Below are 26,202 nucleotides of genomic sequence, written 5' to 3'. Positions count from 1 at the left end.
GTCCCTCGAAAGGTGATGGCGCGTATTCGTCGATGGCCGCGCAGGGGGAGGGTGGTGGGTGATGGGGAAATGCTAGCGGGTCGTGGCTGAGGTGAAAACGGGTGGAGTGTTGGGGATCTGTAAACGCGGTTTTTCGATTCGGGATGTTTAAAGAGTTGGTCCTGTTTACTGAACCTTCCCACACGCTTTTCAGGTTGTCCGTCGGAAGTGCGGGCTCTAGCCTTTGAGGGTCGCTGATGAATCAGCGATCGGGATTGGAACCCCGAGGAGAGTTGGAACGCACAATCGTTATTCATGACGTATGCTGCGCACCTTGAATGTGTGCACTCTGTTATGGCGGCTGTGCGCGGGAGACCTTCAGGTCTGCCGGGTTGTCTCTCCCCGGGTTCCAACCTGCGTACAGCTGCCTCCTTTCGCGTGGAACCGAATGGGTCAGCTCCAACTTGTTTTTGGAGAGATGCAATCATGTTCAAACCTACACCGAACCCACCTGAAGTCGAAACCGACCCAACGTCCCCGTACGTCTCGATCGACTGCAGAAAACTCAACGACGCCGCCAACCGCGCCCTCGATCACTACCTCTGCCCCGGCGCCCATGTCATGGGCACGAACAACCAACCCGACCCGATGTACTTCGCCAACCCGGCCTACGACACCGAATCCCTGCTGGCCAACGCTAGCGAATCACTGGGCTCGGCATCCGAGATGCTCAACAACTTCGCCGCCACCCTCGACCCCGCCCACCGCAGAACCGCGATAGGCATTGCGCAGTTGGTGATGCTGGGGGAATTGGCGGTGAATCAGGCGCTGGATCATGTTGAGGTGAAAGGCTGATGCTTTATTTTGGTGAAAATGCTAAGCCGGATAAGAGCAAAATATAGTGAAACCTAACGGTATATAGGGAGACCCGTTATACGTCGGTAGATTTATGTAGAAGCAAGCAATTGTGAGGCTGTCTTAAATCTCGGCGTCGCTGAATCGAAGAGTAATTACTCCGATGCGACGTTTCAGCGGGTAAGAAAAAACCGGTCTACAAGACCGGTTTTTATCCGCTTCAACGTTGCTGCAAAACCTTGAGCGCCGCCGACGCCAGGAATCCGGAGCGGCTTTTCTCTTCCGGATGGTGCAACACGTACTCATCGATTCGATTGAGCAGGTAGCCCGGCAATGTGATGTTGAGTTTCTGAGCTTTGCCCAGGTATTTGGTCACATCGATATCCACCACCGCCCAAGTGCAGCCGGCGTATTTAGGGTTGGCAGCATGCAGCGTGACCTTGTTGGCTGGCGGGATAGGCGAGCCGTCTTCGGCCAGAATCTCGAAATGGCCTTCAATGGCTTCGCGGGCCATCGCCATTGCGTCATCCAGATCATCTCCAGCGGAGAAGCAGCCTGGAATATCCGGCACCTCCACTCCCCAGGCATGTCCTTCATCACCCACTGAAATCGCGATCGGGTAAAGCATGTGTCGTCCTCCGCGGCGCAATTGACCTGATAAGTCAAAGCAGCGCCTGCTGCAAAATACTGATGGCCGTTTTCTTGAGCAGATCCTTCTTCGGGTGAGGCACTGTGACCAGACCAGGTTTGGTCGGATGCTTGAAGTGATGATGACTGCCCCTTACCCGCACCAGATACCAACCGTCTGCGACGAGCTGGCCAATTTAAAAACAGCTATTCACAACACCTCCCTGTGGTGTGCTTGGTAGGTACTATACCCACGATTTTTTATCGATCAACACTATAACCACCGAGCGGTCATCGTCCTTTGATGGGGCTGGTGCTCACGAAGGAGTCTAGGCGGGGATACTTCAGCTGGATTGGGAGTGTATTGCAGGCCGTTTCCATGAAATCCAATGGGTTGGCGTTGAGGCTCAACCGGTGTGGGTTCCTGGCTAAAGTAAGTTTCTGAGGCGAACTCCAATTCCAATATTTTGGGGCTTATCTCGATTTTGGCGTAATAACCCACAATTAAAGAGAGTTAAGCGCTGCTGAGATAAGGTCTGCTCCCTGAGTGGGGCTGGGCTCTTATTCTCTCCAAATCACAAACATAAAAAATCGGCCATCAAGACCGTTTTTTTACAGGCCGCACTCCTGCTCCTATCGTCCAAAAGCTTGCACGCCGGAGCCCGTAAAACACGTCAACGGCAGAATGAAAAAGCCCGGCACTTGGCCGGGCAATTTTGGAATCCACTAACGTAATCAGGCTTGCTTTTCACGTGCAGCCAGCATCACTTCATTCTGTTTTTTGGTGGCTTCGGTCAGCACTTCACTGTAAACGCGCTTTTTTTCTTCCGATTTCGCATTACGAATGAAGTCTGCGAATGGACTCGTGGACTCCTTTGGGGATCCGAGTTTCATGGAAAACATGGGGTTGCTCCGTCATTTATCCCAAGCATGGCCATCAGGTCGTGTCTCGTATGCTTCTCTGGGATATGGTAGTCGATCTTGTCAACGCCAGCCTTGTAGAGGCGGCCAGAATTATCAATGTGCTTCACAAGCAGATCGACATGAAGATCCTTGCCAAACTCTAGCTTAAGCGTGTTTACCACGTCACGTGCTGCAAAATATTGGTCGACGAAATGCTCCGGTCGAATTCTGCGTCCTTCGGCTTCCTCACGAGCCCTGACAAAGGACCAGGCAAGCCTGGGGTCTTGATAGACATAGAGAATTTGTACAAATCTCCCCTTGTCCAGGCAACGCCGCACATTGTTCCTTGCGATTTCTATATTCGAAAGCGTCCCGTCGAGCAGGAAAGATTGTTTTCGATCCAGGGCAAGATCAATCAGCTTTCCTACCAGAATTGAAACGGCGCCTTGGAAAAGCCAGGCATTGCCACCTTGATAGGCTTCAAATTCGTTTCTGAGGTCGTCTGGATCGATTCGCAGGATCGGCGTATCAGAGAAAAGGTTCAGCAGGGCTAATGATGCCTCTGTCTTGCCAGCGCCCGGCGATCCAGCCATGAAAACTGAAACAGGCTCTTTTTCGGGCGGATACCGGGTCTGATCCGTGAGTCGCTTGCCAATAACCTTCTTGTTTGATCGTGCGAACCTGATCGCATCGTCCCAGATGGCCTGTTCTCCATCCGTCATTCCAAGCCTTTTGTCTTCCTGCACTGGATGTGAACCCTCTTCGATTAAAAGGCCATTTACGGTTTGCGCTCTGTATTTACCGCAGTGTAGTGGTTTCCAATTGGTCAGAATCTTGATGGGAAACCGTACTCATGGATCATTCCTTTGAGCAAACTGTGCTTCTTGTGGTTGGAGAGAATGAAGAGTAGAGAGGGATACCGTATCTGCAATCAACGGTGTGTTTCAGAATTGTTCTTTGCCGAACAAGCAGTTGACCTCAAAACGCAGACACAAAAAAACCGGCCATCAAGGCCGGTTTTTTTCATCCCCCGTCAAACCACAACGCAGGACATAAATTCGATTGGAGCGGGTGAAGGGAATCGAACCCTCGTTATCAGCTTGGGAAGCTGGAGTAATGCCATTATACGACACCCGCTCAGAGCGGCTGACTTTGTACCAGACTCGGCCACGGATTTGAAGTTTTCTTTGCACACGTACAGCGGAAAGTCCTGAAACAGAGCCAAGATCGGTCAATCGCGGGTAAGCGCTGCGGGCTGGAGGACGGCTAAAACTCAGCCCCGCAGGCTTGCTCGCGACGACACTGTTTCAAATGGCCAATGCATGGTGATCCTGAACAAACTGGTAACGCGTTCGGCTGGCCTGTTGCGCCGGTTTCAGGAAACCGAGCAGGGCGTTCTGGCTGTCCCGGCAAGCGGACTTGTGTTCCATATCGAGGAAGTGCCCGGTGGCCTGCAGGGTGGTGAAGGTGCTTTGCGCCAAGTGGTTGCCGAACAGCCGGGCATCTTCAGCGGCGGTGTATTCGTCCCATTCGCCGTTCATGAACAGCACCGGTACGTTGATTTTCTTTGCCGCGTTCAGATAGCACTGACGGTCGCTGTGCAGCACGTCGTTGATGTGGAAATGCATCTGCCCGTATTCGTGCTCGGCCAGGCTGCTGACGTGGCGATAGTTGAAGCGCTTGAACAGCGACGGCAGGTGTTTGCCGATGGTGTTGTTGACGAGGTGGCCGACCCGGTCGCCGTCGCGTTTGCCGAGGCATTCGACGCCGCGTTCGAGGTAGTCAAGCATGTGCGCGTTGATCACCGGCGAGAACGAGCTGATCACGGCTTTTTCGATGCGCCGGGGCTGGTGCGCGAGAGCGACCATGGTCGCGGCGCCGCCCCAGGAGAACGATAAAACATGTTCGGCGGCGAAGTGGTCGATCAGCTCCAGCAGGATCAGACCTTCGACTTCTTTCGTCAGATGTTTCTCGTGGCGATTGTGGATTTTCGACCTGCCAGCGTAGGGCTGGTCGTAGCAAACCACGTTGAATTGCGGGTGCAGATTTTTCACGGTCTGTGCAAACGACGCAGTCGTGGCCATCGAGCCGTTGACCAGGATGATGGTCTTTTCTGCGGCGTCTGCGCGATAGAACTCCGTGTAAACCCGATACTGACCCTGTATATCCAGCACAGCGATTTCTGGCCTCATGTCATAAGACTCCTGGCAAGCAAGCGGGTATGCGCGCAACTAGAGATTGCACGAGCTTTGTGACAGGTAGGCATACGCCTGGAATTTTGGAGCCCATGTCGATCCGTTACGGCAGGTCGACGGGTATTGTTATTGGCGGGCAATCTGCCGGCTGAGGCGGAGCCCTTGAGGGCTCTCTACCGGCAAAAGGTTTCTTAGAAGTTATGTGTGACTCGTCGGTCACAATTTGGCCGACGTCCTGATTCAAGCAGGGGGATCCGGATCGCGCAAGTGCCGTTGGTAAATTGTTCGACAACTTCTGCTGAGCGGTCGGCTGCTTAGAACAAATGAATCTCTTCGGTGCGCAAGGCGCGGTATTCGCCCGGTTTTAGCGCATTATCCAGGTGCAGCAGGCCCATGGATTCGCGGTGCAGGCGCAGCACTTTGTTGTTGAAGTGGCCGAACATGCGCTTCACCTGATGGTAGCGACCCTCGACGATGCTCAGCCGCGCCGTTCGCGGACCGAGCAGCTCCAGCTGCGCCGGTTGAGTGGTCAGGTCCTCGAAGGCGAAGTAGATCCCCTCGGCGAACTTGATCGCATATTCCGGGCCGATGTCCTGTTCGGTCTCTATGTAATAGACCTTCGGCAGTTTGGTCTGCGGCTGGGTCAGGCGCCGCGACCAGGTGCCGTCGTTGGTGATCAGCATCAGCCCGGTGGTGTTGAAATCCAGACGCCCGGCGATGTGCAGGTCGTCCTTGTCCGGTTCGTGGATCAGGTCGAGCACGGTCGGATGCTCGGGATCGCGGGTGGCGCTGACACAACCCTGTGGTTTGTAGAGCATGAAGTAGCGCGCCGGTTTGCCGCTTTGCAGCACTTCATCGTCGACTTCGACGCGGCTGAATTCCAGGACTTCGCTGTGGGGATCGCTGACGACTTTTCCGTCAATACGCACGCGCTTTTCCACCAGCAACAGACGAACCTGCTTACGGTTGAAGCGGGGCAGATTGCTCAGAAAACGGTCAACACGCATGGTCAAAAATCGGCAGGTAGCGGGGCGCGCATCTTACGGGATCGACGGCTTGGCCGCTTGCAGTTGCGCCTCGACCTGGGCACAACGGGGGCACAGGCAGGATTTGTCGCGCAGTTCCGCCGGCAGGGCTTCGAGCACCGCCGGGTCAATGGACACGCCGTAGCACCAGCAGGCGCGGTCGGCGGTGCGAGGATCAGCCAGGGTGCAATCGTTGCGAGCGCCGCAGGCCGGGCAGAGGTCAGGTTTGTTCATGGGCATCAGGCATAAGTCGATTGGTGCATTTCCACGCAGGTGCGATTGCGGCCGGTCTGTTTGGCCCGGTACATCGCATGATCGGCCCGGGACAGCAGGCTGTGCAAGGTGTCGTCCGGTTGCAGGGTGGTGGCGCCGATGCTGACCGTCAGATTCATGGTGTGACCGTTGTAGGCATATTCATGCTGTTCGACGTGCTGGCGGATCTTCTCGGCAATCTTCTGACCAGTCTCGCCGTCAGTGTCCTTCAGTAGAACGATAAATTCCTCTCCGCCCCAACGGCAGACGATATCGGAATGCCGCAGGCAGCTTTGCAGGTCCCGGGCGAATCCGATCAGCACCTGATCGCCGGCCATGTGCCCGTAGGTGTCGTTCAAGACCTTGAAGTGGTCCAGATCCAGCAGCAGCGCGGTCAGCGGTTTCGGCTCGCGGTGAGCTTCGTGCAGGGCTTGCACGGCGAGCAAGTCGAAGCCGCGGCGGTTGGGCAGTTCGGTGAGGCTGTCCAGGGTGGCCTGGGCGTGGATCTTGTCCTGATAGCGCTTGATCAATCGATTGACCAGCGCCAGCACGATCAGCGTCACCAGCAGGCAAATCAGCAGGTTGAGGTACAACGACTGGCGAATTTCGCTCATCGCCCCGTCTTCGCGTTTGTCGACGAACAGGTACCAGTTCAGCTCCGGAATAAACCGCACGTTGAGGAAATGTCCCTGACCGTGGGCGGAATATTCGTAGCTGCCGCTGTGGGGTTTGGGCAACTGGGCGATCAGGCTTTTCATGCTGTCGAGATCCGTCAGGCTTTTCCCGACACGCGCACCTTCCGGCCCGCCCTCGGCGCCAGTCAGTACCAGCCTGCCGAAGGTGTCGACGAAGTACACACTGCGTTGATAGCGCTGCTGGTATTTGTCGATCAGCTTGATCACCGCATCCACCGTCAGACCGACGCCGGCGGCGCCGATGAAGCGATCGTTGTAATCGAAGACCTTGTAGTTGATGAAGAAGGTCATGTTGTCTTTGTTGGCCAGATCCGGGTCGACGTTGATCTCGTACGGGTCTTTCATGTCGCGCACACGGAAGTACCAGGCGTCGCGCGGTTCGTCGATTTTCACCTGCTTCAACACACCCTTGGCGTGGTAGTAGGTGTGGGTGCTGTTGGAGACGAAGAACGCGGTGTAGGCGCCATAGTGGGTCATGACCTCGTCGAGATAGCGGATCATCTGGTCACTGTCTTTTTCGCCGTTCACCACCCAGTCGCGCATGAAGGTGTCGCGGGACATCATCGAGGAAATCAGGATCGGTCTGACGAGGTCTTTCTGGATTTCCGAGTACACCGTGTCGGATGTCAACGGCAGTTCGGTGTTGACGATGTTGTCGCGGATCGACGCCCGCGAGGCGTAGTAGCTGAGCAGAGAGGTGGCGAGAAAACCTGCGCCGAGCAGGGCGACCAGGGTCAGGACCAGCGAACGTTGGGAGTGAAACGCAGATCTGAGCGGCATTGGCAATTCCGTTGACAGTGACCCGATTGGCAGCATTCTAGTGGCACGGCGGGGAAAAGACTGCGGGATTTGTGCCTGAAATGCAGGGGGATCAGTCGGGCAGGGGTGTCAGGAGAATGGCTTGCTCATCCAGCCCCCTCCCGGAACGAGAGGGGGCCGCTGTTCGGATCAGTTTCCGGTTTGCAGATACGCTCGCCACCCACCCAAATGGCTGATGTCGGTTGCGCCTTCCAGGCCGTAGGGTTCGCAGATGAATCCGCTTTCCCATCGGCCATCCGCCAGTTGCACCTTGCCCAGGCCCAGCGGCGCCGGGATGCCGGTCAGGAACGAGCCCAGCTCACTGCTCGGCAACTCCCAGACCTCCACGGCGATGGCCACGCCGCCTTCGGCCACGCGCAGCATTCCTGGACGCAACGGTGGGCCGCCGGCGAGGGCATAGAGTTTGTAGTCCATCGAGCTGTGGGTAGCCTCGATCAGGCGTGCGCCGCGCTGGCGCAGTTGCCAGTTCAGGGCCAGTCCGTCCAGATGCGCGCCGCAGACCACCAGTCGCGCACGATCATGCCGCGCCGGATTGTTAGGCGTCGGCAGCCCGGGATCCTGCTGGCGCTGCAAGGCATCGGCCACTCCCAGCAGATACTGATCGGTGAACGCCCGGCCAAACAGCGTCACACCCCACGGCAGCCCGTTGGCCATGAAACCGCTGGGCACGGCGACGGCGGCGTAGTCGAGCAGGTTCATGAAGTTGGTGTAGTAGCCAAGTTCGGAATTGCGCAGCACCGGTTCCACGTCGAGTTCCGCCAGCGTCACCGGACGACCGATGGTGGGCGTGAGCACGCAGTCGAGCCCTTCCAGTGCTTTATCGCAAACGGCTTTCAGCGCTTGCAGGCGATATTGCGCACGGAAGGTCTGCACGCCGCTGACGGCCGGTGCTTTCGCCAGCACCGCGCGGATCACCGGCAGCACCGCCGCGGGATTTTCTTCCATCAACTTGCCGGCCACGCTGTAGCGCTCGGCAACCCATGGCCCTTCATAGAGCAACCGCGCTGCTTCGAGGAACGGCGACAAGTCCAGCTCGACAGCCTCACCGCCCGCAGCCTTGAGCCGGTCGATGGTATCGCCGAACAACAACGGGCCTTCCACGCAGCCGAAAAATTCCAGGTCCTGGGCACGCGGTACACCGAAGCGAAACGGCCGTGGCACACCGAACGCAGAACCGTCATTCCAGGACGGATTGCTGCGGCTGTACTCGTCCCGTGGATCGAGGCGCGCAGTCAGTGCCAGCAGTTGGCTGGCTTCCCGCGCCGTTGCGGTGAACGTGGTGACGCAGTCCAGCGTGCGACAGGCCGGCAGCACACCGGCGGTGGAAATCAGGCCTTTGCTGGCTTTCAGGCCCAACAGATTGTTCAACGCCGCCGGCACCCGGCCGGAGCCGGCGGTGTCGGTGCCCAACGCGAAACTGGCCACACCGAGCGCCACGGCCAGCGACGAACCGGCGCTGGAACCACCCGACGGATACTCCGGCAACACGCTGTTCGGGCAGGCGCCGTAAGGCGAACGGCTGCCGTTGAGGCCGGTGGCGAACTGGTCGAGATTGGTCTTGCCCAGCGGGACCGCTCCCAGCGCCAGCAGTTGTTCGACGATGGTCGCCGAGCACTCAGGCACATAGGCGAACGCCGGGCACGCGGCGGTGGTCGGGATGCCGGCGAGGTCGATGTTGTCCTTGATCGCGAACGGCACGCCGTACAACGGCAGGCTGTCGAGATCGCGACCATCGAGGGCGGCCAGGTAAGGCTCAAGGTCCTCGGCGCTGAGCAGGTGGATGAACAGGTGATAGTCCGGGTTCAGCGCCGCCGCTTTGTCCCGCAGCGCCAACAGTAATTGCCGGGGAGTTGTGTCGCCATTGCGGTAGGCCTGGCGCAGGGCATCGAGTTGCAGATTCATGGGGTGATCCTTTGGCAAATGGTTTCAGTCGAGTTCCAGCACCACGACCCGTTGTCCGGCACGCACGGCCGATCCCGGCTGCACGCGAATGTCCTGCACCACCCCGGCCGTGGGCGCGAGCACGGGGATTTCCATCTTCATCGATTCCAGAATCACCAGCACATCACCGGCCGCTACACGGCTGCCGACCTCGACCTGCACCTGCCAGAGGTTGCCGGCGATGTGGCTGTCGACACTCTGCTGACCGCTGGCCAGTGGAGTTTCTTCACCGCTGTCCGGCACGGCCTCTTCGCTGTCGAAATGCGCCTGGCCGCTGGCGATCCAGCGTTCGCGCTCGGCCTGGAAGGCGCCCTGTTGCTGCGTCCGGAAAGCACTGATGCTTTCGGCTTCGCGTTGCAGAAAGGCCTGGTAGTCGGCGAGGTTGAGCTGGCTGTGTTCGATGTTCAGGTCGAAACGTCCGAGGGGAAAATCCCGGCGGATGCGTAGCAATTCGTCGGCACTGACCGGGTAAAAACGGATCTGATCGAAAAAACGCAGCAGCCACGGCTTGCCGTCGAACGCCGCGACCTCGCGATAGCGGTTCCACATCTGCAAGGTGCGCCCGACAAACTGGTAACCGCCGGGCCCTTCCATGCCGTAAACGCACATGTAGGCGCCGCCGATGCCCACCGAGTTCTCGGCGGTCCAGGTGCGTGCCGGGTTGTACTTGGTGGTCACCAGTCGATGGCGCGGGTCGAGCGGGGTGGCGACCGGTGCGCCGAGATACACATCACCGAGGCCCATCACCAGATAACTCGCATCGAATACCGTGCGCTGCACTTCATCGAGGTTCGGCAGGTCATTGATGCGGCGGATGAACTCCAGGTTGCTCGGGCACCACGGCGCGTCCTTGCGCACGGTGGTCATGTATTTCTCGATAGCCAACTGGCAGGCCGGATCGTCCCAGGACAAGGGCAGATGGACGATGCGCGACGGCACTTGCAGGTCCTGGGCGGCGCAGACCGCATCCCATTCACCGGCGACGATCCCGAGCAGATCGGCCAGCGGCAGTTGTTCGGGCTGATAGTGGATTTGCAGCGAACGAATGCCCGGTGTCAGATCGATCACGCCGTGCAGGTTTTTGCTTTCCAGCGCCTGCATCAGAGCATGGGCGCGAAAGCGCAGAACGAGGTCCAGTTCCGGTGCGCCGATTTCCAGAAGCAGATGTGTATCGCCGGACACACGCCCCACAAGCCGTTTGTCGCCCTGACCCAACTCCAGAACCACAGGCGAAACCAGACCCTGTGGGAGCTGGCTTGCCAGCGATGAAGTTGATGCGGTGTCTGGTCGGGCCCCATCGCTGGCAAGCCAGCTCCCACAGGTATCCCATTTGAGGGCGAGATCGCGTGCGGTCTTGAGATCGACGGGCACGAACTGCACTTTGTCCCCGGCCTTGAGTTGACCCAGTTGCCAGAGATCCGCCTCGATCACCGTCACCGGGCACACGAAGCCGCCAAGGCTCGGGCCATCCGGGCCGAGGATTACCGGCATGTCGCCGGTGAAGTCCACGGCGCCGATGGCATAGGGATTGTCGTGAATGTTCGATGGATGCAGCCCGGCTTCACCGCCGTCGGCGCGCACCCATTCGGGCTTCGGCCCGATCAGGCGCACGCCGGTGCGACTGGAGTTGAAATGCACTTCCCATTGGGTTGCGAAAAAGCTGTCGATGTAGCCCTCGGTGAAGTATTCAGGCGCGCCGTGGGGGCCGTAGATCACGCGGATCCGGCGCACGGCGGGCAGTTCGCTGACGTGATGCGGGGCCAGCGTTTGCCCGGCGCTTCGGTCGCTCAGTGGAGTCAGGTGCAGCACGTCGCCGGCACGCAGGGCTCGCCCGCCATGACCGCCGAACTGACCGAGGGTGAAGGTGCTTTTGCTGCCCAGATAGTCCGGCACCTGCAAGCCGCCACGCAGGCACAGGTAGCTGCGGGCGCCGGCGGCCTGCAAACCGCCGAGATTCAACTGGCTGCCTGCCTCGATCAACAGCGCGGTGTTCATCGGCACGGTCTCGCCGTCGAGTGTCAGCGTCAACGGTGCACCCGTCACCGCCACTACCGCGGCGCAGTTGAAGCGCAGCAGCGGCCCGTTCATGGTGATTTCCAATGCCGCCGCGCCATCGATGTTGCCGAGCAGGCGATTGCCCAAACGCAACGCGCGGCTGTCCATCGGCCCCGAGGGTGGCACGCCGACCGCCCAGTAGCCGAGGCGACCGGGGTAGTCCTGGACGCTGGTCTGGGTGCCGGCGCTCAGCACTTCAAACGTGTTGGCCCGGTACACCAGGCCTTCCAGGCAACGGGTCCAGGGCTGACCGCTGGCGAACGGTGTATCGAGCAGAATCTGCCGCAGGTAATCGCGGTTGGTTTCCACGCCGTACAGCAGGCTGTCGCCGAGGGCCTGATGCAGATCGGCGCGGGCCTGTTCGCGGGTTGGCGCCCAGCTGATGACTTTGGCGATCATCGGATCGAAGTAGGGCGGGATCTCACAACCGGCCTCGACCCAAGTGTCGATACGCAGTTGTATGCCGTTGGCCGAAGGAAATTCCACGGCGGTCAGCAACCCGGGGCTCGGCTGGAAATCGCGCCCCGGATCCTCCGCATACAGCCGTGCCTGAATCGCGTGGCCCTGCGGTTTCAAGCCTTCAAGCAAGACGCTCAACGGCGGCAGATCTCCCGCCGCCAGTTCGATCATCCAGCGCACCAGATCGACGCCCCACACCTGTTCGGTAACGCCGTGTTCGACCTGCAGCCGGGTGTTCACTTCCAGAAAGTAGAAGCGCTGCGCATCGCTGTCGAAGACGAATTCGACGGTGCCGGCGCTGCGGTAATTCACTGCTTTGGCCAGTTTGATCGCCGCCGCGCACAGCTCGTCTGCCATGCCTTCGGGCAGGTTCGGTGCCGGAGTTTCCTCGAGGACTTTCTGGTTGCGTCGCTGCACCGAGCAGTCGCGCACGCCGAGGGCGATCACTTCGCCATGGCCGTCGCCGAACACTTGTACTTCCAGATGCCGCGCACGCTGGATGTACTTCTCAATGAACACCCCGGCGTCGCTGAAATTGTTCTGGCCGAGGCGCTTCACCGCCTCGAACGACTCGCTCAGTTCGCTGGCGTTACGGCACACGCGCATGCCGATGCCGCCACCGCCAGCGGTGCTTTTGAGCATCACCGGATAACCGACCTGCGTGCCGGCAGTCAGCGCGGCGTCGAGGCTGTCGAGCAGCTCGGTGCCTTCGAGCATCGGCACGCCGTGCTGTTTGGCCAGGGCCCGTGCGGTGTGCTTGAGGCCGAACACTCGCAGTTGTTCCGGGGTCGGGCCGATGAAGGTAATGCCATGGTTGGCGCAGGCTTCGGCGAACGCCGCGTTCTCGGAAAGAAAGCCGTAGCCCGGATGGATCGCGGTGGCGCCAGTGGTTTTGGCGATGGCGAGAATCTTGTCCACGGCCAGATAGGTGCCGGCCGCTGCGCCTTCACCGAGGCTGTGGGCTTCGTCCGCTTGCAGAATGTGCAGGCTGGCGGCATCGGCTTCGGAGTACACCGCGACGCCTTCGACGTGCAGTTCACGCAAGGTGCGCAGAATGCGGCAGGCAATCGCGCCACGGTTGGCGATCAGGATTTTTTTGAACATGGCAAAACCCCTGAAGGGGATGCGGGCCGTCCCGCAGTTTTTCGATGAGCGCCAGGGTCGTCCCCGACGGCAAAATCACAATTTCGAAAGTCACCATTGACCTTGTGGGAGCGGGCTTGCCCGCGATGGCGGTGTGTCAGTCATCATTAATGCTGGCTGAGCCGACGCCATCGCTGGCAAGCCAGCTCCCACAGGGTTTAGGGGTGTTTGGGGGATTTCAGACACTGGCCGGAACGGGCCTGGCACAGGGCGAAAAGCCAACGGCGCAGGTGGACGAATTTCAGTTCCATACCAGCAGCTCCGCAGGCGTCGGGTTGTAGGCGTTGCACGGGTTGTTCAGTTGCGGGCAGTTGGAGATCAGCACGATCACGTCCATTTCGGCGCGCAGGTCGACGTACTTGCCCGGCGCGGAAATCCCGTCTTCGAAAGTCAGGCCGCCGTCGGCGGTGACGGGCACGTTCATGAAGAAATTGATGTTCGGCCCGATGTCACCTTTGCCCAGGCGCCCGTCGTGGGCGCAGGCGCGCAGGTAGTTGTCGCGGCAGCTGTGCATGTAGCGTTTTTCCAGGGCGTAGCGCACGGTGTTGCTCTCCTGCGCACAGGCGCCGCCGAGGGTGTCGTGGCGGCCGCAGGTGTCGGCGATGATCGTCAGCATCGGTTTGCCGAGATTGGAATACAAAACGCTGCCGGTGCTCAGGTAGACGCTGTTCTGGCGGCGCAGTGTGCGTTGCACGTCGTAGCGCTCACGGGGATTGGCGGTGCTGTAAAACAGGGTGTCCACCGCTTGGTTGCCTTCCAGATCGAGAATGCGCAGGGTCTGGCCGGCCTTGACCTCCATCAGCCAGGGGTCGCCGGCCGGAATGGTGGCGCGGTACACCGCAGCGTCGGGCTGTTTTTGCGAAGTGGCGATAGCAACTGACATGGCGATGATCCTCAGGCGAACAAACGGTCGGTGTTGATAAAGCCGCGCTCGTTCTCCGGGCGCGAGGTACGGCAGTGTTCGGCGACGCTCGGGTCGGCGTTCATCCAGCTGAGCTTCAGCGGTTTTGGTGCGTAGTCGGGCGACGGATCCATCGGGTGTTGCAGGGCGGTAAGGACGACGAGGGTGTCCATCGGTGCGTACAGCTCGATGTAGTCGCCGGCCTTCGAATGGCCCTCGACGAAATGGAATTGCCCGGCTTCATCTACGTTCACCCGGCTGAACAGATTGAGGGTCATCAGCAGGTCGGACAGGCCCAGGCCCCACTTGCCCAGTTCCACCAGCAGGTTGTCGGTGCCGTTGCGAAAGAAACCGTTGCGCAGTTCCTGGTAGCGGCCCTGGCCGTATTTTTCCGCGACCTCTTCAGCGCACAGCACACCGCCGAGGCTGTCGCTCCAGCCGCAGGTGTCGGCAGTGATCGCCGCCAACACGCGGCCCATGTCCGAGTACAGGCAATGGCCGGTGGTGAGCTTGGCGGTGTGTTGGCACTTGAGGCTGTCGGGCAGGTTCAGGCGTTCGGTTTTTTCGTTGGCGTTGAGCAGGGTCAGGCTGACGTTGGCGCCGCCGCGCAGGTCGGTCAGGCGCAGCAACTGGCCGCGTTTCAGGACGAAGGAGCGGTGGCCGCCGCCGGGCAGGGTTTCTTCGGCGAAGGGTGGAAACAGTTGGGTCGAATCGGTCATGGGAGCAGTCCTCTCAGGCAATACGAAGCGTGCCGGCCAGCTCGGCGGGCAGGGCGTCGACGGCGGCGCGACGGGCGCGGCGGTCGCTGTTCAACGGGATGTCGTAGGTGATGCGGGCGCCATAGGCGCCGGGGGCGTGCGGGTCGAGGCGCACCTTGTCGAACACCAGCAGGCGAGTGCCAAGGCTGAAACCTTCGGACAAGTCATGGGTAACCATGAACACCGTAAGCTGTGTCTCGCGCCACAACTCCAGCAGCAGCGCGTGCATGTCCTTGCGGATGCCCGGATCAAGGGCGCCGAAAGGTTCGTCCAGCAGCAACACTCGCGGCTTCATGATCAGTGCCTGGGCAATTGCCAGCCGTTGTTGCATGCCGCCGGAGAGCTGCGCCGGGTACTTGTCCAGCGCATGGCCGAGGCCGACTTTGTGCAGCAGCGCCGAGGCCTGTTCGCGGGCCTCTTTTTTCGCGCTGCCGAACAAGCGTCCGAGCAGCGGCGCGCGCGGCAATTCCAGGCCGATGGCGACGTTGTCCAGCACGCTCAGATGCGGGAACACCGAGTAACGCTGGAACACCACGCCACGGCTGGCATCCGGTTCTTGGGCCAGGGGCTGGCCGTCGAGCAGAATCTCGCCGCGACTGGCGGTTTCCTGGCCGAGCAGCAGGCGCAGGAAGGTCGACTTGCCGCAACCCGAGGCACCGACCAGCGTGCAGAATTCGCCTTCGTTGACGCTCAGGTTCAAGCCTTCGAGCACCACTTGGTCGGCGTATTGCTGCCAGACGTTCTTTACCGTGATGAAGCTCATTTGGCCGCCCCCTCATACCAGGGGTATGCGCGACGGGTCAGGTATTTGAGACCCCAATCCATCAGCCAGGCGAGCAAGGTGATCCACACCACGTACGGCAGGATCACATCCATCGCCAGATAACGGCGCACGAGGAAAATCCGGTAGCCCAGACCATCGGTGGAGGCGATGGCTTCGGCGGCGATCAGGAACAGCCACGCCGAACCGAGCATCAGCCGCAGTGAAATCAGCAGACGCGGTAACAGCTGTGGCAACACGACCCGTAGCATCAGCGTCCAGGTCGAGGCGCCGAGGGTCTGGGCCTTGATCAGCAGTTCGACGGGGATGTCCCGGGCACGCTGTTCCAGATCTCGGGCCAGGGCCGGGGTGATGCCGATCACGATCAGCATCACCTTCGACAGCTCACCGAGGCCGAAGACGATGAACAGGATCGGCAGGATGGCCAGTGGCGGCACCATCGACAGCACCGTCAGCAATGGCGAGAGCGGTGCGCCGAACAGTGGCAGTGTCCCGGCGGCAATGCCCAGGCACAGTCCGGCCAGTGCGGCGATACCGAGACCGATGGCCAGGCGTTGCAGGCTCGACGCGGTGTCTTGCCAGAGCAGGTATTCACCGGTTCGACTGTCGGCATTGAACGCCAGGCGTTTCACCGCATCGGTCATCTGCACCGCGCTGGGCAGCAGTTTGTCGTTGGGGTTGTCCGCCAGACGCTCGGCCGAGCCCATGAAGTAGGCGAACAGCACCAAGGCGAACGGCAGGATCACCAACAGCAGGCGACTCGGGCGATCCGGGTGGCGATTGATCAGGCGCATGGCCAAATCCTCCGTGGCTTACAGCTTGGCGTCGGCGGCCATCTGCGCATAGGTCGGATCGAAACGCAGCTTGAGGTTGCCGGTGTCGCCGCTGGTCACGCCGTTGGCAAAGGTCATTCCGACCGCGCTGGTGTCCTTGGCGCCCTCACCGAGCAAACCGTGCTGGAACGAAAACTCGGCAACTTTGCGCATGGTTTCCGGCAGTTGCTTGCTGGTGGCGAACACCAGGGCTTCTTTCGGTGTGGCGAACAGTTTGGTGGTGTCCAGTTGCGCCTGGAATCCGGCCAGATCGGTGCCCGAAGCTTTGGCCATGTGCTCAAGTGCAGCTTTGCTGGCTGCGTTTTTCGCGTTCATCAACTCGACCACTTCGAACCAGGCGCCGGTCAGCGCCTTGCCCAGGGCCGGGTTGTCTTTGAGGGTGGCGCTGTTGACCACCATCATGTCCATGATTTCGCCGGGGATCTGGCTGGAGTTGAAGACTTCGGTCACGCCGGGTTTGGCTTTGATGTCCGAGAGCATCGGGTTCCAGGTGGTGACGGCGTTGACCTGCTCGGTGTTGAACGCGGCGGAAATGTCGGCATCGGAGGTGTTGACCACTTTCAGGTCTTTTTCGGTGAGATCCACCGAGTCCAGCGCCCGGGCCAGCAGGTAGTGGGAAACCGACAGCTCGACCAGGTTGACGTCCATGCCCTTGAGGTCGGCGACTTTCTTGCCTTCGCCCTTGAGGACGATGCCGTCGTTGCCGTTGGAGAAATCGCTGACGATCAGCGCGGTGCTGTCGACGCCACCGGCGGCCGGAATGGTCAGTGCGTCCATGTTGGTCATGGTGCAACCGTCGAACTGGCCGGCGGTGTATTGATTGATCGATTCGACGTAGTCGTTGAGTTGCACGACATCAATCTTGATCCCGTACTTCTTCGCCCATTTGTCGACGATGCCCTGACTGCCGGCGTATTCCCATGGCATCCAGCCGGCGTAGATCGTCCAGCAGACACTGAAGTGGTCTTTCTGCGCGGCAGAGGATTGGGTGCTGATGAGCGCGGCGAATGCGGCGGCGAGCAGGGCGGGCAAACGTAGTCGGGACATGGTGGCTTCTCCAGTTGATCGAGGACGGACAGGAAGGCAACGCGGCACCGCGAACGGTGGCTTGTCTCCCGGGCTTTTGTCCCGCCGTGTAACCTCAACTGGAGGTCGCCGACTCTCGGACCAGTCACTCGCAGATGCGAGCCGGAACCCTAGTCAGCCATTGCAAATTGTGGTGCCGCGAACCTGTGATGACTCCTGCACGGGTTTGCTAAAGCGAGAGCCGTGCCAAGTCGAGGCGGGCCCTCTGGAACAGGGGGCATGGCGTTGCTGCAGGTGGCGAGCTCGGTGCAAACGCTTTGTGTTGGTGCGCGGTTGCACCGTCATGCAGCGTCCGGCGCCGCTGATCCGATGCCCGAGAGGACTGGGCACTCGTTGCCGATCAGCCAGTCAAAACTGTTGTCAGCCGGTGTGTGCCGACTGCTGTCACAGGTCTTTCAGGAGGCCGCCATGTCTTTCAAGAAAATGCTGCGTCGGGTGCTGCTGGGAGCAGTGCTCGGTCTTGGGCTGTCCGGCTGTTACTACTACGGTGGCGGCTATGACGTTTACTCCCCGCCTTATTATTATCCCGGCTACTACTCGCCCTATTACTACGGTGGCTACTACGGCCCGCGCTACTACGGCGGCGCTCGCTATTACTACGGCGGCTATGGTTATCGCGGCGGTTACGGACGGGGTTATCACGGCGGTGGATACCACGGCGGCCACCACTAATCAGCGGCTGAATGAGCGCGTTTCTGGATGAACAAGGTTTCATAAATCACTTGTTTCAAGTTGTTACAGAAACGCACCAGATTCCGAAAACGCTGTCAGATAATTCGTCAGTCGCCGAATAAAAGACTGACGCCTGCCAGCGTCGCTGGTGTGGCTACCCGCGGTCCAGGAGGCCGCCATGTATCGCCGAATTCTTCTGCTTGCCGTGATGCTTTTTTCGATTGGCGGTTGCGTCCCTTACTCCTACGGAGATGGCTACTACACCTCAGAGGTCTACACCTCCCAATCTCCTTCGTACTACAACAGCGGTGGCACTTATTACAGCGGCGGCAGCACTTACTATTCGGCCCCGCGCTACTACCAGCCAGCACCGCGCTATTACCAACCGGCGCCACGTTATTACTCGGCGCCTCGTTACTACCAACCGGCCCCGCGCTATTACGAGAGTCGCCGCTGGCACGGCGATGATCGCGGACGCTGGGATGGCCACCGTCGCGGTGGTTGGGACGATCACCGGGGTCGTGGCGACTACGACCGACATAGCGGACGCGGCGATCACTGGCGCGGTAACCGCTGGTAACCACCCGCAAAAAAGCGGCGCATTGAGCGCCGCTTTTTTTGTGCCCGGATTTCAGTAACTGGAGAGATCCGCCAGCGGATGCCGCCCCTCCCAGACTTTGTGAAAGTGTGCCTCTACCACTGCATCCGGCACCCGTGTGATGTCCGGCCAATGCCAATGCGGTTTGTGATCCTTGTCGATCAGCCGCGCCCGCACTCCTTCACTGAACTCCGGATGCCGGCAGCAGTTGAGGCTCAGGGTGTATTCCATCTGAAAGACTTCGGCCAGCGACAAGTGGCGCGCGCGGACGATCTGTTCCCAAACCAGATGCGCGGTCAGCGGCGAGCCTTCGCTCATGGTTTTCGCCGCCCGGGCAATCAACAGGTCGTTGCTGTCCCGTTGCAGGCTGATGGCTTTCCAGGCGCAGGTCACGTCGCTGACATCCAGCAGCTCATCGATCTGCCGACGGCGCGGCAACCATTGCGCTTCCGGCATCTGTGCCACGGCTTCCTGCTGCAACGCCTTGAGCAGGCTGTTGAGCTGCATGGCGGTCTGTTCCTGCCAGTTCAGTTGCAGCAAACCGTCGATCAGTTCCTGCTGCTGTTCGTCGAGCAGGAAGCGGTCGGCCAGATCCAGATCGATCGCATCGCGACCGTTCATGTGTGCGCCGGTCAGGCCGAGGAACAATCCGAGCTTGCCCGGCAGTCGAGACAGAAACCAGCTGCCACCGACATCCGGGTACAGGCCAATGCTGATCTCAGGCATCGCCAGACGACTGCTCGGCGTGACGATCCGGATGCTTGCACCTTGCAAGAGGCCCATGCCGCCGCCCAGCACATAACCATGGCCCCAGCAGATCAACGGTTTCGGGTAGGTGTGCAGGCTGTAATCCAGACGGTATTCAGCGTTGAAAAACTGTGCGGCCAGCGGCGGCACTTCGCCGGGGTGGGCGCGACAGGCCTCCACCAGGCTGCGCACCTCGCCACCGGCACAGAAAGCCTTGGCGCCATTGCCGCGCAGCAGCACGCAGACGATTTGCGGATCCTTGGCCCAGGTGTTCAGTTTGTCGCTCAGGGCATGAATCATTGGCAGGGACAGCGCATTGAGCGACTTTTCGGCATCCAGACTGGCCACGCCGATGCGGGCGCCGTCGGTGCCGGTGAGTTCTTCGAAGTGCAGATTCATCGTGACCTCGATCGGGAATTTGAACGATCAGTATGATCGCTGTGTGGGAAAGTGCCGGATCTGCGTCAGATCAATTGACAAGCGTGGTCGGCTTTCCTAGGGTTCGCCCCATTGTTTTTGCCGGGTATGACCATGACTGCTGACGACCGTATCAAACTCGAACCGAGCTGGAAGGAGGCACTGCGTGCCGAATTCGACCAGCCTTACATGGCAGAGTTGCGCACTTTTCTGCAGCAGGAACGGGCGGCCGGCAAGGAAATCTATCCGCCGGGCCCGATGATCTTCAATGCGCTTAATTCGACGCCGCTGGATAAGGTGAAAGTGGTCATCCTCGGCCAGGACCCGTACCACGGGCCGGGTCAGGCCCACGGCTTGTGCTTCTCGGTGCAACCGGGCGTGCCGGCGCCACCGTCGCTGGTCAACATCTACAAAGAGTTGAAGCGCGACCTGAACATCGACATTCCCAACCATGGTTATTTGCAGAGCTGGGCCGATCAGGGCGTGTTGATGCTCAACACCACCATGACCGTCGAGCGCGCCAACGCCAATGCGCACAAGGACAAGGGCTGGCAGTTCTTCACGGATCGGATCATCGAAGTGGTCAGTGAGCGGCAGCCACATCTGGTGTTCATGCTGTGGGGCGCCCATGCGCAGAGCAAGCAGAAGCTGATCGACGCCACCAAACATCTGGTGCTGACGTCGGTGCATCCGTCGCCGCTGTCAGCCTATCGTGGCTTCCTCGGCTGCGGGCACTTCAGTCGCACCAACAAGTTCCTTGAACAGAACGGCGAAGCGCCGATCGAGTGGCGTCTGCCGCCGCTTTGATAGGGTGACCGGGGCCGGCCCCTTCGCGAGCAAGCCCGCTCCCACTTTGGTTTTGCGGCGTTCACATGACCAATGTGGGAGCGGGCTTGCTCGCGAAGAAGGCAACTCGGTTTTTCTGGGTTACTCGGGATTACGGTTCCAATACTTGAACAACGGCTCCGCCAGAAACAGCACAAACAACAGCCGCATCACCTGCATCGCCGTCACCAGCGGTACCGACAGTTGCAGGGTTTCCGCCGTCAGGCTCATCTCTGCGATGCCGCCGGGCATCATGCCCAGAGTCAGAGAGCGCAGGTCCAGATGAGTCATCGCACTTAAACCCAGCGCCGCCAGTGTTGCGATCAGCATCGTCAACGCGGTGCCAATCAGCGTGCGCCCCATGAACGACGGCGCCCGGCGGAAGAACTGCCGGTTGAAGTGACAACCCAGCCCGCTGCCGATCAACCACTGACCAATCTGGCTGCCGCCATTGGGCAGACCAAGGTGCAAGTCCCAACCGATACTCACTGCCGCGCTGACCAACAAGGGGCCGAACAGCCACGGATTGGGCTGGCGCAGACGTTGCCAGCCCCAGGCGAGCAAGCCACCCGCCGGAAACAGAATCGCCAGCCAGCGCCAATCGACGCTGCCGGCGTGTGAAATCGGGGCGCCATCGCCCAGCAGATATTTGAACGCCGCCGGCACACACAGCACCACCACCAGCACCCGCAAGCTTTGCCCGGCCGCGACATGGCTGAGCATCGCGCCGTTGCGTGCGCCGAGGTTGACCATCTCGCCGGAACCGCCGGGCATGCTGGAAAAGAATGCGGTGGCGCGATCTTCACCGGTGCGACGCATCAGCCACACGCCAACCACCGCCGACAGGCTGGTGACCAGCGCCCCGAAGAAGATCAGGCCGAAGTGACTGAGTACCTGCTCCATCACCAGCGGGGTGAAGTGCAGGCCGATGCCGATCCCGACGATCCACTGGCCGCACTTGCGGCCGCCAGGGATTTCGGTGAGCTGCCACGGGGTCAGGCAGCGCACCAGGATGATCGCCAGCAACGAGCCGACCATCCACGGCAGCGGCCAGCCGATCTGGCTGGCGACAAAGCCGCCAAGCAGACCGACCAGCGGGGTTCCCCACCAGGTTTTGAGGGAGGAGCGATCAAACATCGGCAATGGCGCGTTGCGCGGCCGAGCGTTTGCGCCAGATACGGATGATCGGCATCAACAGCATGATCGCCGTCAGAATCCAGCAACCGAAAGTGATCGGGCTCGACCAGAGGATTTCCAGCGCACCGTTGGAGATCGACAGCGCACGCCGCAGATTCTGCTCCATCAGCCCGCCGAGGATGAACCCCAGCAGCAGTGGCGACAACGGGAAGTCCAGCTTGCGCAGGATGTAACCGAAGATGCCGATGCCGATCATCAGGAACAGGTCGAATGTCGTCGCATGCACGGCATAGACGCCGATCCCGGTGATGATCGCGATGACCGGCACCAGCGCCCAGTTCGGCACGGCGAGGATGCGGGTGAACACGCGGATCATCGGGATGTTGAGGATCACCAGCATGACGTTGGCGATGAACAACGAAGCGATCAGGCCCCAGACGATGTCCGGTTGTTGCTGGAACAGCAGCGGCCCCGGCGTGATGTTGTACAGCGACAGGGCGCCGATCATCACCGCCGTGGTGCCGGAACCTGGAACGCCGAGGGTCAGCATCGGCACCAGTGCGCCGCACGCCGCACCGCCGATGGCGGTTTCCGGCGCCGCGAGGCCACGGGCATCGCCTTCACCGAATTTGCCGCTGGCACCGGCGATGCGTTTCTCTGTCATGTAGGCCACAGCACTGGCCAGCGTTGCGCCGGCCCCCGGCAGTACGCCCATGATGAAACCGAGCACGCCACAACGGATATTCACCACGAACACCGACGCCGCTTCCTTGAAGTTGAACATCATCCGGCCGGTGGCCTTCACCGCTTCCTGGCCGTGGTGGGTTTTTTCCAGCAGCAGGAGGATTTCGCTGATGGAGAACAGACCCAGCACCAGTACGACGAACTGAATGCCGTCGGTCAGGTGGATGTTGTCGCCGGTGAAGCGGTACACGCCGCTGTTGGCGTCGATGCCGACGGTCGACAGAAACAGACCGATCAATGCCGCGATGAAAGTTTTCAGCGGACGGTCACCGGCCATGCCACCGAGACAGACAATCGCGAACACCATCAGTACGAAATATTCCGCGGGGCCGAAGGCTATCGCCCATTTCGCCAGCAGCGGTGCGAACAGCACCATACCGCAGGTGGCGATGAACGCGCCGATGAACGAGCTCCATGCCGACAGCGACAGTGCCACACCGGCCAGGCCTTTGCGGGCCATCGGGTAACCGTCGAGGGTGGTCATTACGGTGGAGGCTTCACCCGGAATGTTCAGCAGGATCGAGCTGATCCGGCCGCCGTATTCGCAGCCCAGATACACCGCCGCCAACAGGATCAGTGCCGACTCCGGCGGCAGGCCGAGAGCGAACGCGATCGGGATCAGCAGCGCTACGCCGTTGATCGGCCCCAGTCCCGGCAGCAGGCCGACGACCGTGCCGATCAGCGTGCCGCACAGGGCGGTCACCAGGTTGTACGGGCTCAGCGCAACGCCGAAACCCTGACCCAAATAGCCAAGAGTATCCATATCAGTTCTCCAGAACGTCGAGCAGGCCGAGAGGCAGCGGAACGTCCATCAAACGGTCGAACAGCAGGTAAAGACCGACGGCCATCAGGCTGATGATCACCACGCTCGGCACCCAGCGCCCGCCGTACAGGCGGGCCATCGGTACACCGGTGAGGATGCTGGCAGCGATGAAACCAAGGGGTTCGAAAGTGCCGGCGAACACCAGCAACAGGACCACGCAGATGCCGATCTTGGTCAGGGTTTCACGATCCAGTGGTGGCTCGTCTTCGCTGTGCTTGATCGGTGCCGGGCGAAATACCATGTACAGCAGCGCCAGGCTCATCAGACCGAGCATCAGCAAGGGAAACGCCCGCGGGCCCACAGGTTCGTACGAAAACGCTGCCTGATAAGGCCACGCCATCAATGCCAGGCCGGCACAGACCAGCAACAGCATCGAGGCGAAAATGCGTTGAATAAGCATGAGGGAACTCCTGCCATGGCCCCGGTGAGGGGGCCATGGACGCTAGTCAGAGGCGATCACTGGATCAGGCCGAACTCTTTGGCCAGCACTTTGTAGTCCGCGACTTGCTTCTTCACGTAGGTGTCCAGCTCCGGGCCGGTCATGGCGAACGGGAACAGTTCACGCTGATCACGCAACTTGGCGAAGTCTTCGGAGGCCAGCAGTTTGTCGAAGGCGCCTTTCCACCAGGCGTAGTCTTCATCGCTGACTTTCGGCCCGAGGTAGAAGCCGCGAACCACTGGCCAGACGATGTCGTAGCCTTGCTCGCGAGCGGTGGGAATATCCTTCATTTCCGGTTCGTCGAGGCGGTTTTCGGCGAAGACCGCCAGCAGGCGCATGTCACCGCTCTGGATGTGCGGCATGGAGTCGGAGATGTCGGTGCTGCCGACCTGAATGTGGCCGCCGAGCAGCGCGGTGGCAATTTCCCCACCACCTTCGAGGGCGACGTAGCGCAGATCGCGCGGGTTGATCCCGGCGGCTTTGGCGATCAAGGCAGTCTGCATCCAGTCCTGGCTGCCGACGGTGCCGCCGGAGCCGATGACCACGGCGCTCGGATCTTTCTTCAGCGCTTTGACCAGATCGTCGAGGTTCTTGTAGGGCGAATCGCTTTTCACCGCGATGGCGCCGTAGCTGGTGCCGACGGCCGCCAGCCAGCGTACGTTGGTTTCATCGAAACGGCCGAACTTGCCTTGGGCCAGGTTAAGCAGCGAACCGCTGGACCATGCCACCAGTGTGCCCGCATCGGCCGGGCGCTGGGCCACGACGGCGTTGTACGCCACCGCGCCGACGCCGCCGGGCATGTAGGTCACGCGCATCGGTTTGGTCAGCAGTTTTTCGTTGACCAGCGCGCTTTGCGCCAGTTTGCAGGTCAGGTCGAAACCGCCGCCGGGGGAGGCCGGGGCGATGCATTCCGGACGCTTGGGTTCGGCCATCAGTTGGCCGGCGAACAGCATGACGCCAGCGGCTAGAGCAACTTTACGCAGTGATAAGTTCATCTAAGTCTCCTTGGGAGTTGTTGTTATGGACGTACTGAATTACCAAAGGGCAACGCTATAGCTCACCAGCAGACGCACTTCATCGGCATCGCGAGCGGAGTAGTTGGAACGGTAAGTGGCATTACGCAAACGCACGGCAACGTCCTTCAGGGCGCCGCTTTGTACTACATATTTGATCTCGGTGTTGCGCTCCCACTCTTTGCCTTCGTCCCCGTTCTTGAGCTTGATGTTGTCACCGCTCAAGTAGCGGCTCATGAAGCTCAGGCCGGGGATGCCGAGTTTGGCGAAGTCGAAGTCGTAGCGTGCCTGCCAGGAACGTTCTTCGGCGCCGGCGAAGTCGTTGATCTGCACGAAGTTGACCAGGTACGGGTCGCTGCCATCGACATACGGGAAGGCGCTGTCGCCGGACATGTGCTGATAACCGGCGGTGAATTTGTGGCCGCTCAGGGCGTAACTGACCAGGCCGTTGAGGGAACGGTTGTCGATCTCGCCGCCACGGGCTGCGCCCTGATCATCACTGACGGCGAAGCGCAGGTCGGTGGCGAAAGTGCCCGGGCCCATCGGCCGCGAAGCGACCAGTCCGAAGAAGTGTTGGTTATAGACTTCATCGAGTTGCGCGAAGTGGTAACTGCCGGTGATCTTGTCGGTGAACTTGTAGTCCACGCCGGCAAAGTCGAAATGCTTGCCGGCAACGGTTCCGGCAAAACGACCGTTCTTGTTGTTGAGGGCAATGTCCTCGAAATCGGTGCTGTCGCGGTCCTTGGCCTTGTCCAGGCGTCCGCCGGTGAAGGTCAGGTTCTTGATCTCCTTGGAGGTCAGCAAACCACCTTCGAAAGTCTGCGGCAGGATCCGCCCGTCGTTCGGCTTGAGGATCGGCAATTCCGGAATCAGGCTGCCGATCTTCAGCTCGGTGGCAGAGATCTTCACTTTGCCGGTCAGGCCGAGCTTGGAGTATTCGTCCGCTGCGCGTCCGTCATCGTGGGTCGGCAGCAGGCCGGTGCCGGTGCGGTCCGGGCTCGAATCGAGCTTGACCCCCAGCATCCCCAGAGCATCGACACCGAACCCCACGGTGCCGTCGGTGTAGCCCGATTGCAGATTGAGCATGAACCCCTGGGCCCACTCGTCGCGCTTGGACTGCTGGGCGCTGGTGCCATCGCGAAAGTCGCGGTTGAAATACATGTTGCGGGTTTCGAAGGTGGCGGAACTGTCTTCGATGAAATCGGCGTAGCTCATCGGTGCGAAACCGGCGAGGGCGGCGGCACTGGCAAGGGCGGTGTGGCTGAAACGGGAAGGACGAACAGGCGTAAGAGCCTTGGTCTGCAAGGACGGCATGCGAGGTGTACTCCGTTTATTGTTCTTATTGGTTGAAAACGCTTCGAGGCGTTTTTCTTATCGCTGTGTGGCATCAGCGACGGCAGTCGGAACTGTCCGTGGGCCGACTCTAACGGCCTAACCTTTCGCTAACCTTTCAGCTGACTTTCCCGGATTTCGGGCTTCA

The 26,202-nt window shown here is 60.4% G+C and carries 25 protein-coding genes, 1 tRNA gene and 1 riboswitch; of the genes, 4 read left to right on the top strand and 22 right to left on the bottom strand.

Annotated features, from left to right (window positions below; genetic code table 11):
- Positions 1 to 465 precede the first annotated feature (465 nt).
- Complete coding sequence (locus tag ACW9HX_RS06100; RefSeq protein WP_457379867.1) at positions 466 to 834, top strand: DUF6124 family protein; 369 nt, start codon at positions 466 to 468, stop codon at positions 832 to 834.
- A 220-nt stretch (positions 835 to 1,054) separates the two neighbouring features.
- Here ACW9HX_RS06100 and ACW9HX_RS06095 read toward each other — a convergent pair whose 3' ends face one another.
- From ACW9HX_RS06095 to ACW9HX_RS06020, 16 genes are all read right to left on the bottom strand, one after another.
- A complete protein-coding gene (locus ACW9HX_RS06095) occupies positions 1,055 to 1,462 on the bottom strand; it encodes a type II toxin-antitoxin system HicB family antitoxin (RefSeq protein WP_007957951.1) in 408 nt (135 codons plus the stop codon).
- Between the two features lie 34 nt (positions 1,463 to 1,496).
- Positions 1,497 to 1,658, bottom strand: coding sequence for a type II toxin-antitoxin system HicA family toxin (locus ACW9HX_RS06090; RefSeq protein ID WP_457379934.1), 162 nt, complete (start codon positions 1,656 to 1,658; stop codon positions 1,497 to 1,499).
- A 538-nt stretch (positions 1,659 to 2,196) separates the two neighbouring features.
- A complete protein-coding gene (locus ACW9HX_RS06085; protein ID WP_167443763.1) occupies positions 2,197 to 2,364 on the bottom strand; it encodes a hypothetical protein in 168 nt (55 codons plus the stop codon).
- Positions 2,352 to 3,086 (bottom strand): zeta toxin family protein, encoded by a 735-nt coding sequence (locus ACW9HX_RS06080; protein WP_457379933.1) that lies wholly within the window; start codon positions 3,084 to 3,086, stop codon positions 2,352 to 2,354. The genes ACW9HX_RS06085 and ACW9HX_RS06080 overlap by 13 nt, the downstream gene beginning before the upstream one ends.
- Positions 3,087 to 3,427: 341 nt before the next feature.
- Positions 3,428 to 3,501, bottom strand: a tRNA-Gly gene (locus ACW9HX_RS06075).
- 170 nt (positions 3,502 to 3,671) lie between these two features.
- Positions 3,672 to 4,556 (bottom strand): alpha/beta fold hydrolase, encoded by an 885-nt coding sequence (locus ACW9HX_RS06070; RefSeq protein ID WP_457379866.1) that lies wholly within the window; start codon positions 4,554 to 4,556, stop codon positions 3,672 to 3,674.
- A gap of 317 nt (positions 4,557 to 4,873) precedes the next feature.
- Positions 4,874 to 5,566 (bottom strand): pseudouridine synthase, encoded by a 693-nt coding sequence (locus ACW9HX_RS06065; RefSeq protein ID WP_457379865.1) that lies wholly within the window; start codon positions 5,564 to 5,566, stop codon positions 4,874 to 4,876.
- Between the two features lie 33 nt (positions 5,567 to 5,599).
- On the bottom strand, positions 5,600 to 5,818 hold the full coding sequence (locus tag ACW9HX_RS06060) for a cysteine-rich CWC family protein (RefSeq protein WP_007957955.1): 219 nt from the start codon (positions 5,816 to 5,818) through the stop codon (positions 5,600 to 5,602).
- Positions 5,819 to 5,823: 5 nt separating this feature from the next.
- Positions 5,824 to 7,311 (bottom strand): sensor domain-containing diguanylate cyclase, encoded by a 1,488-nt coding sequence (locus ACW9HX_RS06055; RefSeq protein ID WP_457379864.1) that lies wholly within the window; start codon positions 7,309 to 7,311, stop codon positions 5,824 to 5,826.
- Positions 7,312 to 7,479: 168 nt separating this feature from the next.
- Entirely contained in the window at positions 7,480 to 9,252 is a 1,773-nt protein-coding gene (gene atzF / locus ACW9HX_RS06050; RefSeq protein ID WP_457379863.1) for an allophanate hydrolase, read from the bottom strand.
- 24 nt (positions 9,253 to 9,276) lie between these two features.
- The gene (uca, locus tag ACW9HX_RS06045) at positions 9,277 to 12,909 is read right to left on the bottom strand and encodes an urea carboxylase (RefSeq protein WP_457379862.1); all 3,633 of its coding nucleotides are present in this window, start codon (positions 12,907 to 12,909) and stop codon (positions 9,277 to 9,279) included.
- A gap of 280 nt (positions 12,910 to 13,189) precedes the next feature.
- Positions 13,190 to 13,831, bottom strand: a complete 642-nt coding sequence (locus ACW9HX_RS06040) for an urea amidolyase associated protein UAAP2 (RefSeq protein ID WP_457379861.1) — start codon at positions 13,829 to 13,831, stop codon at positions 13,190 to 13,192.
- 11 nt (positions 13,832 to 13,842) lie between these two features.
- Positions 13,843 to 14,568 carry an urea amidolyase associated protein UAAP1 gene (locus ACW9HX_RS06035; RefSeq protein ID WP_457379860.1) on the bottom strand — a complete coding sequence of 242 codons (726 nt, stop codon included), beginning with the start codon at positions 14,566 to 14,568 and terminating at the stop codon, positions 13,843 to 13,845.
- Between the two features lie 13 nt (positions 14,569 to 14,581).
- Complete coding sequence (locus ACW9HX_RS06030; protein WP_457379859.1) at positions 14,582 to 15,370, bottom strand: ABC transporter ATP-binding protein; 789 nt, start codon at positions 15,368 to 15,370, stop codon at positions 14,582 to 14,584.
- Positions 15,367 to 16,182, bottom strand: coding sequence for an ABC transporter permease (locus tag ACW9HX_RS06025; RefSeq protein ID WP_457379858.1), 816 nt, complete (start codon positions 16,180 to 16,182; stop codon positions 15,367 to 15,369). The genes ACW9HX_RS06030 and ACW9HX_RS06025 overlap by 4 nt, the downstream gene beginning before the upstream one ends.
- 18 nt (positions 16,183 to 16,200) lie before the next feature.
- Positions 16,201 to 17,268, bottom strand: a complete 1,068-nt coding sequence (locus ACW9HX_RS06020; RefSeq protein ID WP_457379857.1) for a putative urea ABC transporter substrate-binding protein — start codon at positions 17,266 to 17,268, stop codon at positions 16,201 to 16,203.
- Positions 17,269 to 17,331: 63 nt separating this feature from the next.
- Positions 17,332 to 17,432, bottom strand: a riboswitch (guanidine-I (ykkC/yxkD leader).
- 283 nt (positions 17,433 to 17,715) lie between these two features.
- On the opposite strand from ACW9HX_RS06020, the gene ACW9HX_RS06015 reads away from it, so the two are divergent.
- Together ACW9HX_RS06015 and ACW9HX_RS06010 are read left to right on the top strand one after the other, a co-directional pair.
- Positions 17,716 to 17,979, top strand: a complete 264-nt coding sequence (locus tag ACW9HX_RS06015) for a hypothetical protein (RefSeq protein WP_457379856.1) — start codon at positions 17,716 to 17,718, stop codon at positions 17,977 to 17,979.
- 178 nt (positions 17,980 to 18,157) lie between these two features.
- The gene (locus ACW9HX_RS06010; protein ID WP_096819427.1) at positions 18,158 to 18,559 is read left to right on the top strand and encodes a hypothetical protein; all 402 of its coding nucleotides are present in this window, start codon (positions 18,158 to 18,160) and stop codon (positions 18,557 to 18,559) included.
- 51 nt (positions 18,560 to 18,610) lie between these two features.
- Here ACW9HX_RS06010 and ACW9HX_RS06005 read toward each other — a convergent pair whose 3' ends face one another.
- Positions 18,611 to 19,723: an enoyl-CoA hydratase/isomerase family protein gene (locus ACW9HX_RS06005; RefSeq protein ID WP_457379855.1), complete on the bottom strand. Its 1,113-nt coding sequence runs from the start codon at positions 19,721 to 19,723 to the stop codon at positions 18,611 to 18,613.
- Positions 19,724 to 19,855: 132 nt separating this feature from the next.
- Between ACW9HX_RS06005 and ung the strand changes: the two genes are divergently transcribed.
- The gene (gene ung, locus ACW9HX_RS06000) at positions 19,856 to 20,548 is read left to right on the top strand and encodes a uracil-DNA glycosylase (RefSeq protein WP_457379854.1); all 693 of its coding nucleotides are present in this window, start codon (positions 19,856 to 19,858) and stop codon (positions 20,546 to 20,548) included.
- 120 nt (positions 20,549 to 20,668) lie between these two features.
- Here ung and ACW9HX_RS05995 read toward each other — a convergent pair whose 3' ends face one another.
- The 5 genes from ACW9HX_RS05995 to ACW9HX_RS05975 are packed head-to-tail and all read right to left on the bottom strand — an operon-like array spanning position 20,669 to position 26,036.
- Positions 20,669 to 21,703: an AbrB family transcriptional regulator gene (locus ACW9HX_RS05995; RefSeq protein ID WP_457379853.1), complete on the bottom strand. Its 1,035-nt coding sequence runs from the start codon at positions 21,701 to 21,703 to the stop codon at positions 20,669 to 20,671.
- Positions 21,696 to 23,210, bottom strand: a complete 1,515-nt coding sequence (locus ACW9HX_RS05990) for a tripartite tricarboxylate transporter permease (RefSeq protein WP_025110679.1) — start codon at positions 23,208 to 23,210, stop codon at positions 21,696 to 21,698. The genes ACW9HX_RS05995 and ACW9HX_RS05990 overlap by 8 nt, the downstream gene beginning before the upstream one ends.
- A 1-nt stretch (position 23,211) precedes the next feature.
- Entirely contained in the window at positions 23,212 to 23,670 is a 459-nt protein-coding gene (locus tag ACW9HX_RS05985; protein ID WP_457379852.1) for a tripartite tricarboxylate transporter TctB family protein, read from the bottom strand.
- A 56-nt stretch (positions 23,671 to 23,726) separates the two neighbouring features.
- Positions 23,727 to 24,704, bottom strand: coding sequence for a Bug family tripartite tricarboxylate transporter substrate binding protein (locus ACW9HX_RS05980; RefSeq protein WP_457379851.1), 978 nt, complete (start codon positions 24,702 to 24,704; stop codon positions 23,727 to 23,729).
- 39 nt (positions 24,705 to 24,743) lie between these two features.
- Positions 24,744 to 26,036 carry an OprD family porin gene (locus ACW9HX_RS05975; RefSeq protein WP_457379850.1) on the bottom strand — a complete coding sequence of 431 codons (1,293 nt, stop codon included), beginning with the start codon at positions 26,034 to 26,036 and terminating at the stop codon, positions 24,744 to 24,746.
- Positions 26,037 to 26,202: the final 166 nt, after the last annotated feature.

The sequence above is a fragment of the Pseudomonas sp. SDO52101_S400 genome (genome assembly GCF_054071635.1).
This window is presented reverse-complemented; position numbering and strand designations above follow the sequence as displayed.

What these genes read in the sequence shown, in the direction of transcription:
- ACW9HX_RS05995 (WP_457379853.1), bottom strand. Translation starts at nt 21,703, where the DNA reads ATGTTTGATCGCTCCTCCCTCAAAACCTGGTGGGGAACCCCGCTGGTC.
- ACW9HX_RS06060 (WP_007957955.1), bottom strand. Translation starts at nt 5,818, where the DNA reads ATGAACAAACCTGACCTCTGCCCGGCCTGCGGCGCTCGCAACGATTGC.
- ACW9HX_RS06015 (WP_457379856.1), top strand. Translation starts at nt 17,716, where the DNA reads ATGTCTTTCAAGAAAATGCTGCGTCGGGTGCTGCTGGGAGCAGTGCTC.
- ACW9HX_RS06020 (WP_457379857.1), bottom strand. Translation starts at nt 17,268, where the DNA reads ATGTCCCGACTACGTTTGCCCGCCCTGCTCGCCGCCGCATTCGCCGCG.
- ACW9HX_RS06025 (WP_457379858.1), bottom strand. Translation starts at nt 16,182, where the DNA reads ATGCGCCTGATCAATCGCCACCCGGATCGCCCGAGTCGCCTGCTGTTG.
- atzF (WP_457379863.1), bottom strand. Translation starts at nt 9,252, where the DNA reads ATGAATCTGCAACTCGATGCCCTGCGCCAGGCCTACCGCAATGGCGAC.
- ACW9HX_RS06055 (WP_457379864.1), bottom strand. Translation starts at nt 7,311, where the DNA reads ATGCCGCTCAGATCTGCGTTTCACTCCCAACGTTCGCTGGTCCTGACC.
- ACW9HX_RS05975 (WP_457379850.1), bottom strand. Translation starts at nt 26,036, where the DNA reads ATGCCGTCCTTGCAGACCAAGGCTCTTACGCCTGTTCGTCCTTCCCGT.
- ACW9HX_RS06040 (WP_457379861.1), bottom strand. Translation starts at nt 13,831, where the DNA reads ATGTCAGTTGCTATCGCCACTTCGCAAAAACAGCCCGACGCTGCGGTG.
- ACW9HX_RS06030 (WP_457379859.1), bottom strand. Translation starts at nt 15,370, where the DNA reads ATGAGCTTCATCACGGTAAAGAACGTCTGGCAGCAATACGCCGACCAA.
- ACW9HX_RS06070 (WP_457379866.1), bottom strand. Translation starts at nt 4,556, where the DNA reads ATGAGGCCAGAAATCGCTGTGCTGGATATACAGGGTCAGTATCGGGTT.
- ACW9HX_RS06035 (WP_457379860.1), bottom strand. Translation starts at nt 14,568, where the DNA reads ATGACCGATTCGACCCAACTGTTTCCACCCTTCGCCGAAGAAACCCTG.
- ACW9HX_RS05985 (WP_457379852.1), bottom strand. Translation starts at nt 23,670, where the DNA reads ATGCTTATTCAACGCATTTTCGCCTCGATGCTGTTGCTGGTCTGTGCC.
- ACW9HX_RS06005 (WP_457379855.1), bottom strand. Translation starts at nt 19,723, where the DNA reads ATGAATCTGCACTTCGAAGAACTCACCGGCACCGACGGCGCCCGCATC.
- ung (WP_457379854.1), top strand. Translation starts at nt 19,856, where the DNA reads ATGACTGCTGACGACCGTATCAAACTCGAACCGAGCTGGAAGGAGGCA.
- ACW9HX_RS06010 (WP_096819427.1), top strand. Translation starts at nt 18,158, where the DNA reads ATGTATCGCCGAATTCTTCTGCTTGCCGTGATGCTTTTTTCGATTGGC.
- ACW9HX_RS06100 (WP_457379867.1), top strand. Translation starts at nt 466, where the DNA reads ATGTTCAAACCTACACCGAACCCACCTGAAGTCGAAACCGACCCAACG.
- ACW9HX_RS06095 (WP_007957951.1), bottom strand. Translation starts at nt 1,462, where the DNA reads ATGCTTTACCCGATCGCGATTTCAGTGGGTGATGAAGGACATGCCTGG.
- ACW9HX_RS06080 (WP_457379933.1), bottom strand. Translation starts at nt 3,086, where the DNA reads ATGACGGATGGAGAACAGGCCATCTGGGACGATGCGATCAGGTTCGCA.
- ACW9HX_RS06085 (WP_167443763.1), bottom strand. Translation starts at nt 2,364, where the DNA reads ATGTTTTCCATGAAACTCGGATCCCCAAAGGAGTCCACGAGTCCATTC.
- ACW9HX_RS05990 (WP_025110679.1), bottom strand. Translation starts at nt 23,210, where the DNA reads ATGGATACTCTTGGCTATTTGGGTCAGGGTTTCGGCGTTGCGCTGAGC.
- ACW9HX_RS06065 (WP_457379865.1), bottom strand. Translation starts at nt 5,566, where the DNA reads ATGCGTGTTGACCGTTTTCTGAGCAATCTGCCCCGCTTCAACCGTAAG.
- ACW9HX_RS05980 (WP_457379851.1), bottom strand. Translation starts at nt 24,704, where the DNA reads ATGAACTTATCACTGCGTAAAGTTGCTCTAGCCGCTGGCGTCATGCTG.
- uca (WP_457379862.1), bottom strand. Translation starts at nt 12,909, where the DNA reads ATGTTCAAAAAAATCCTGATCGCCAACCGTGGCGCGATTGCCTGCCGC.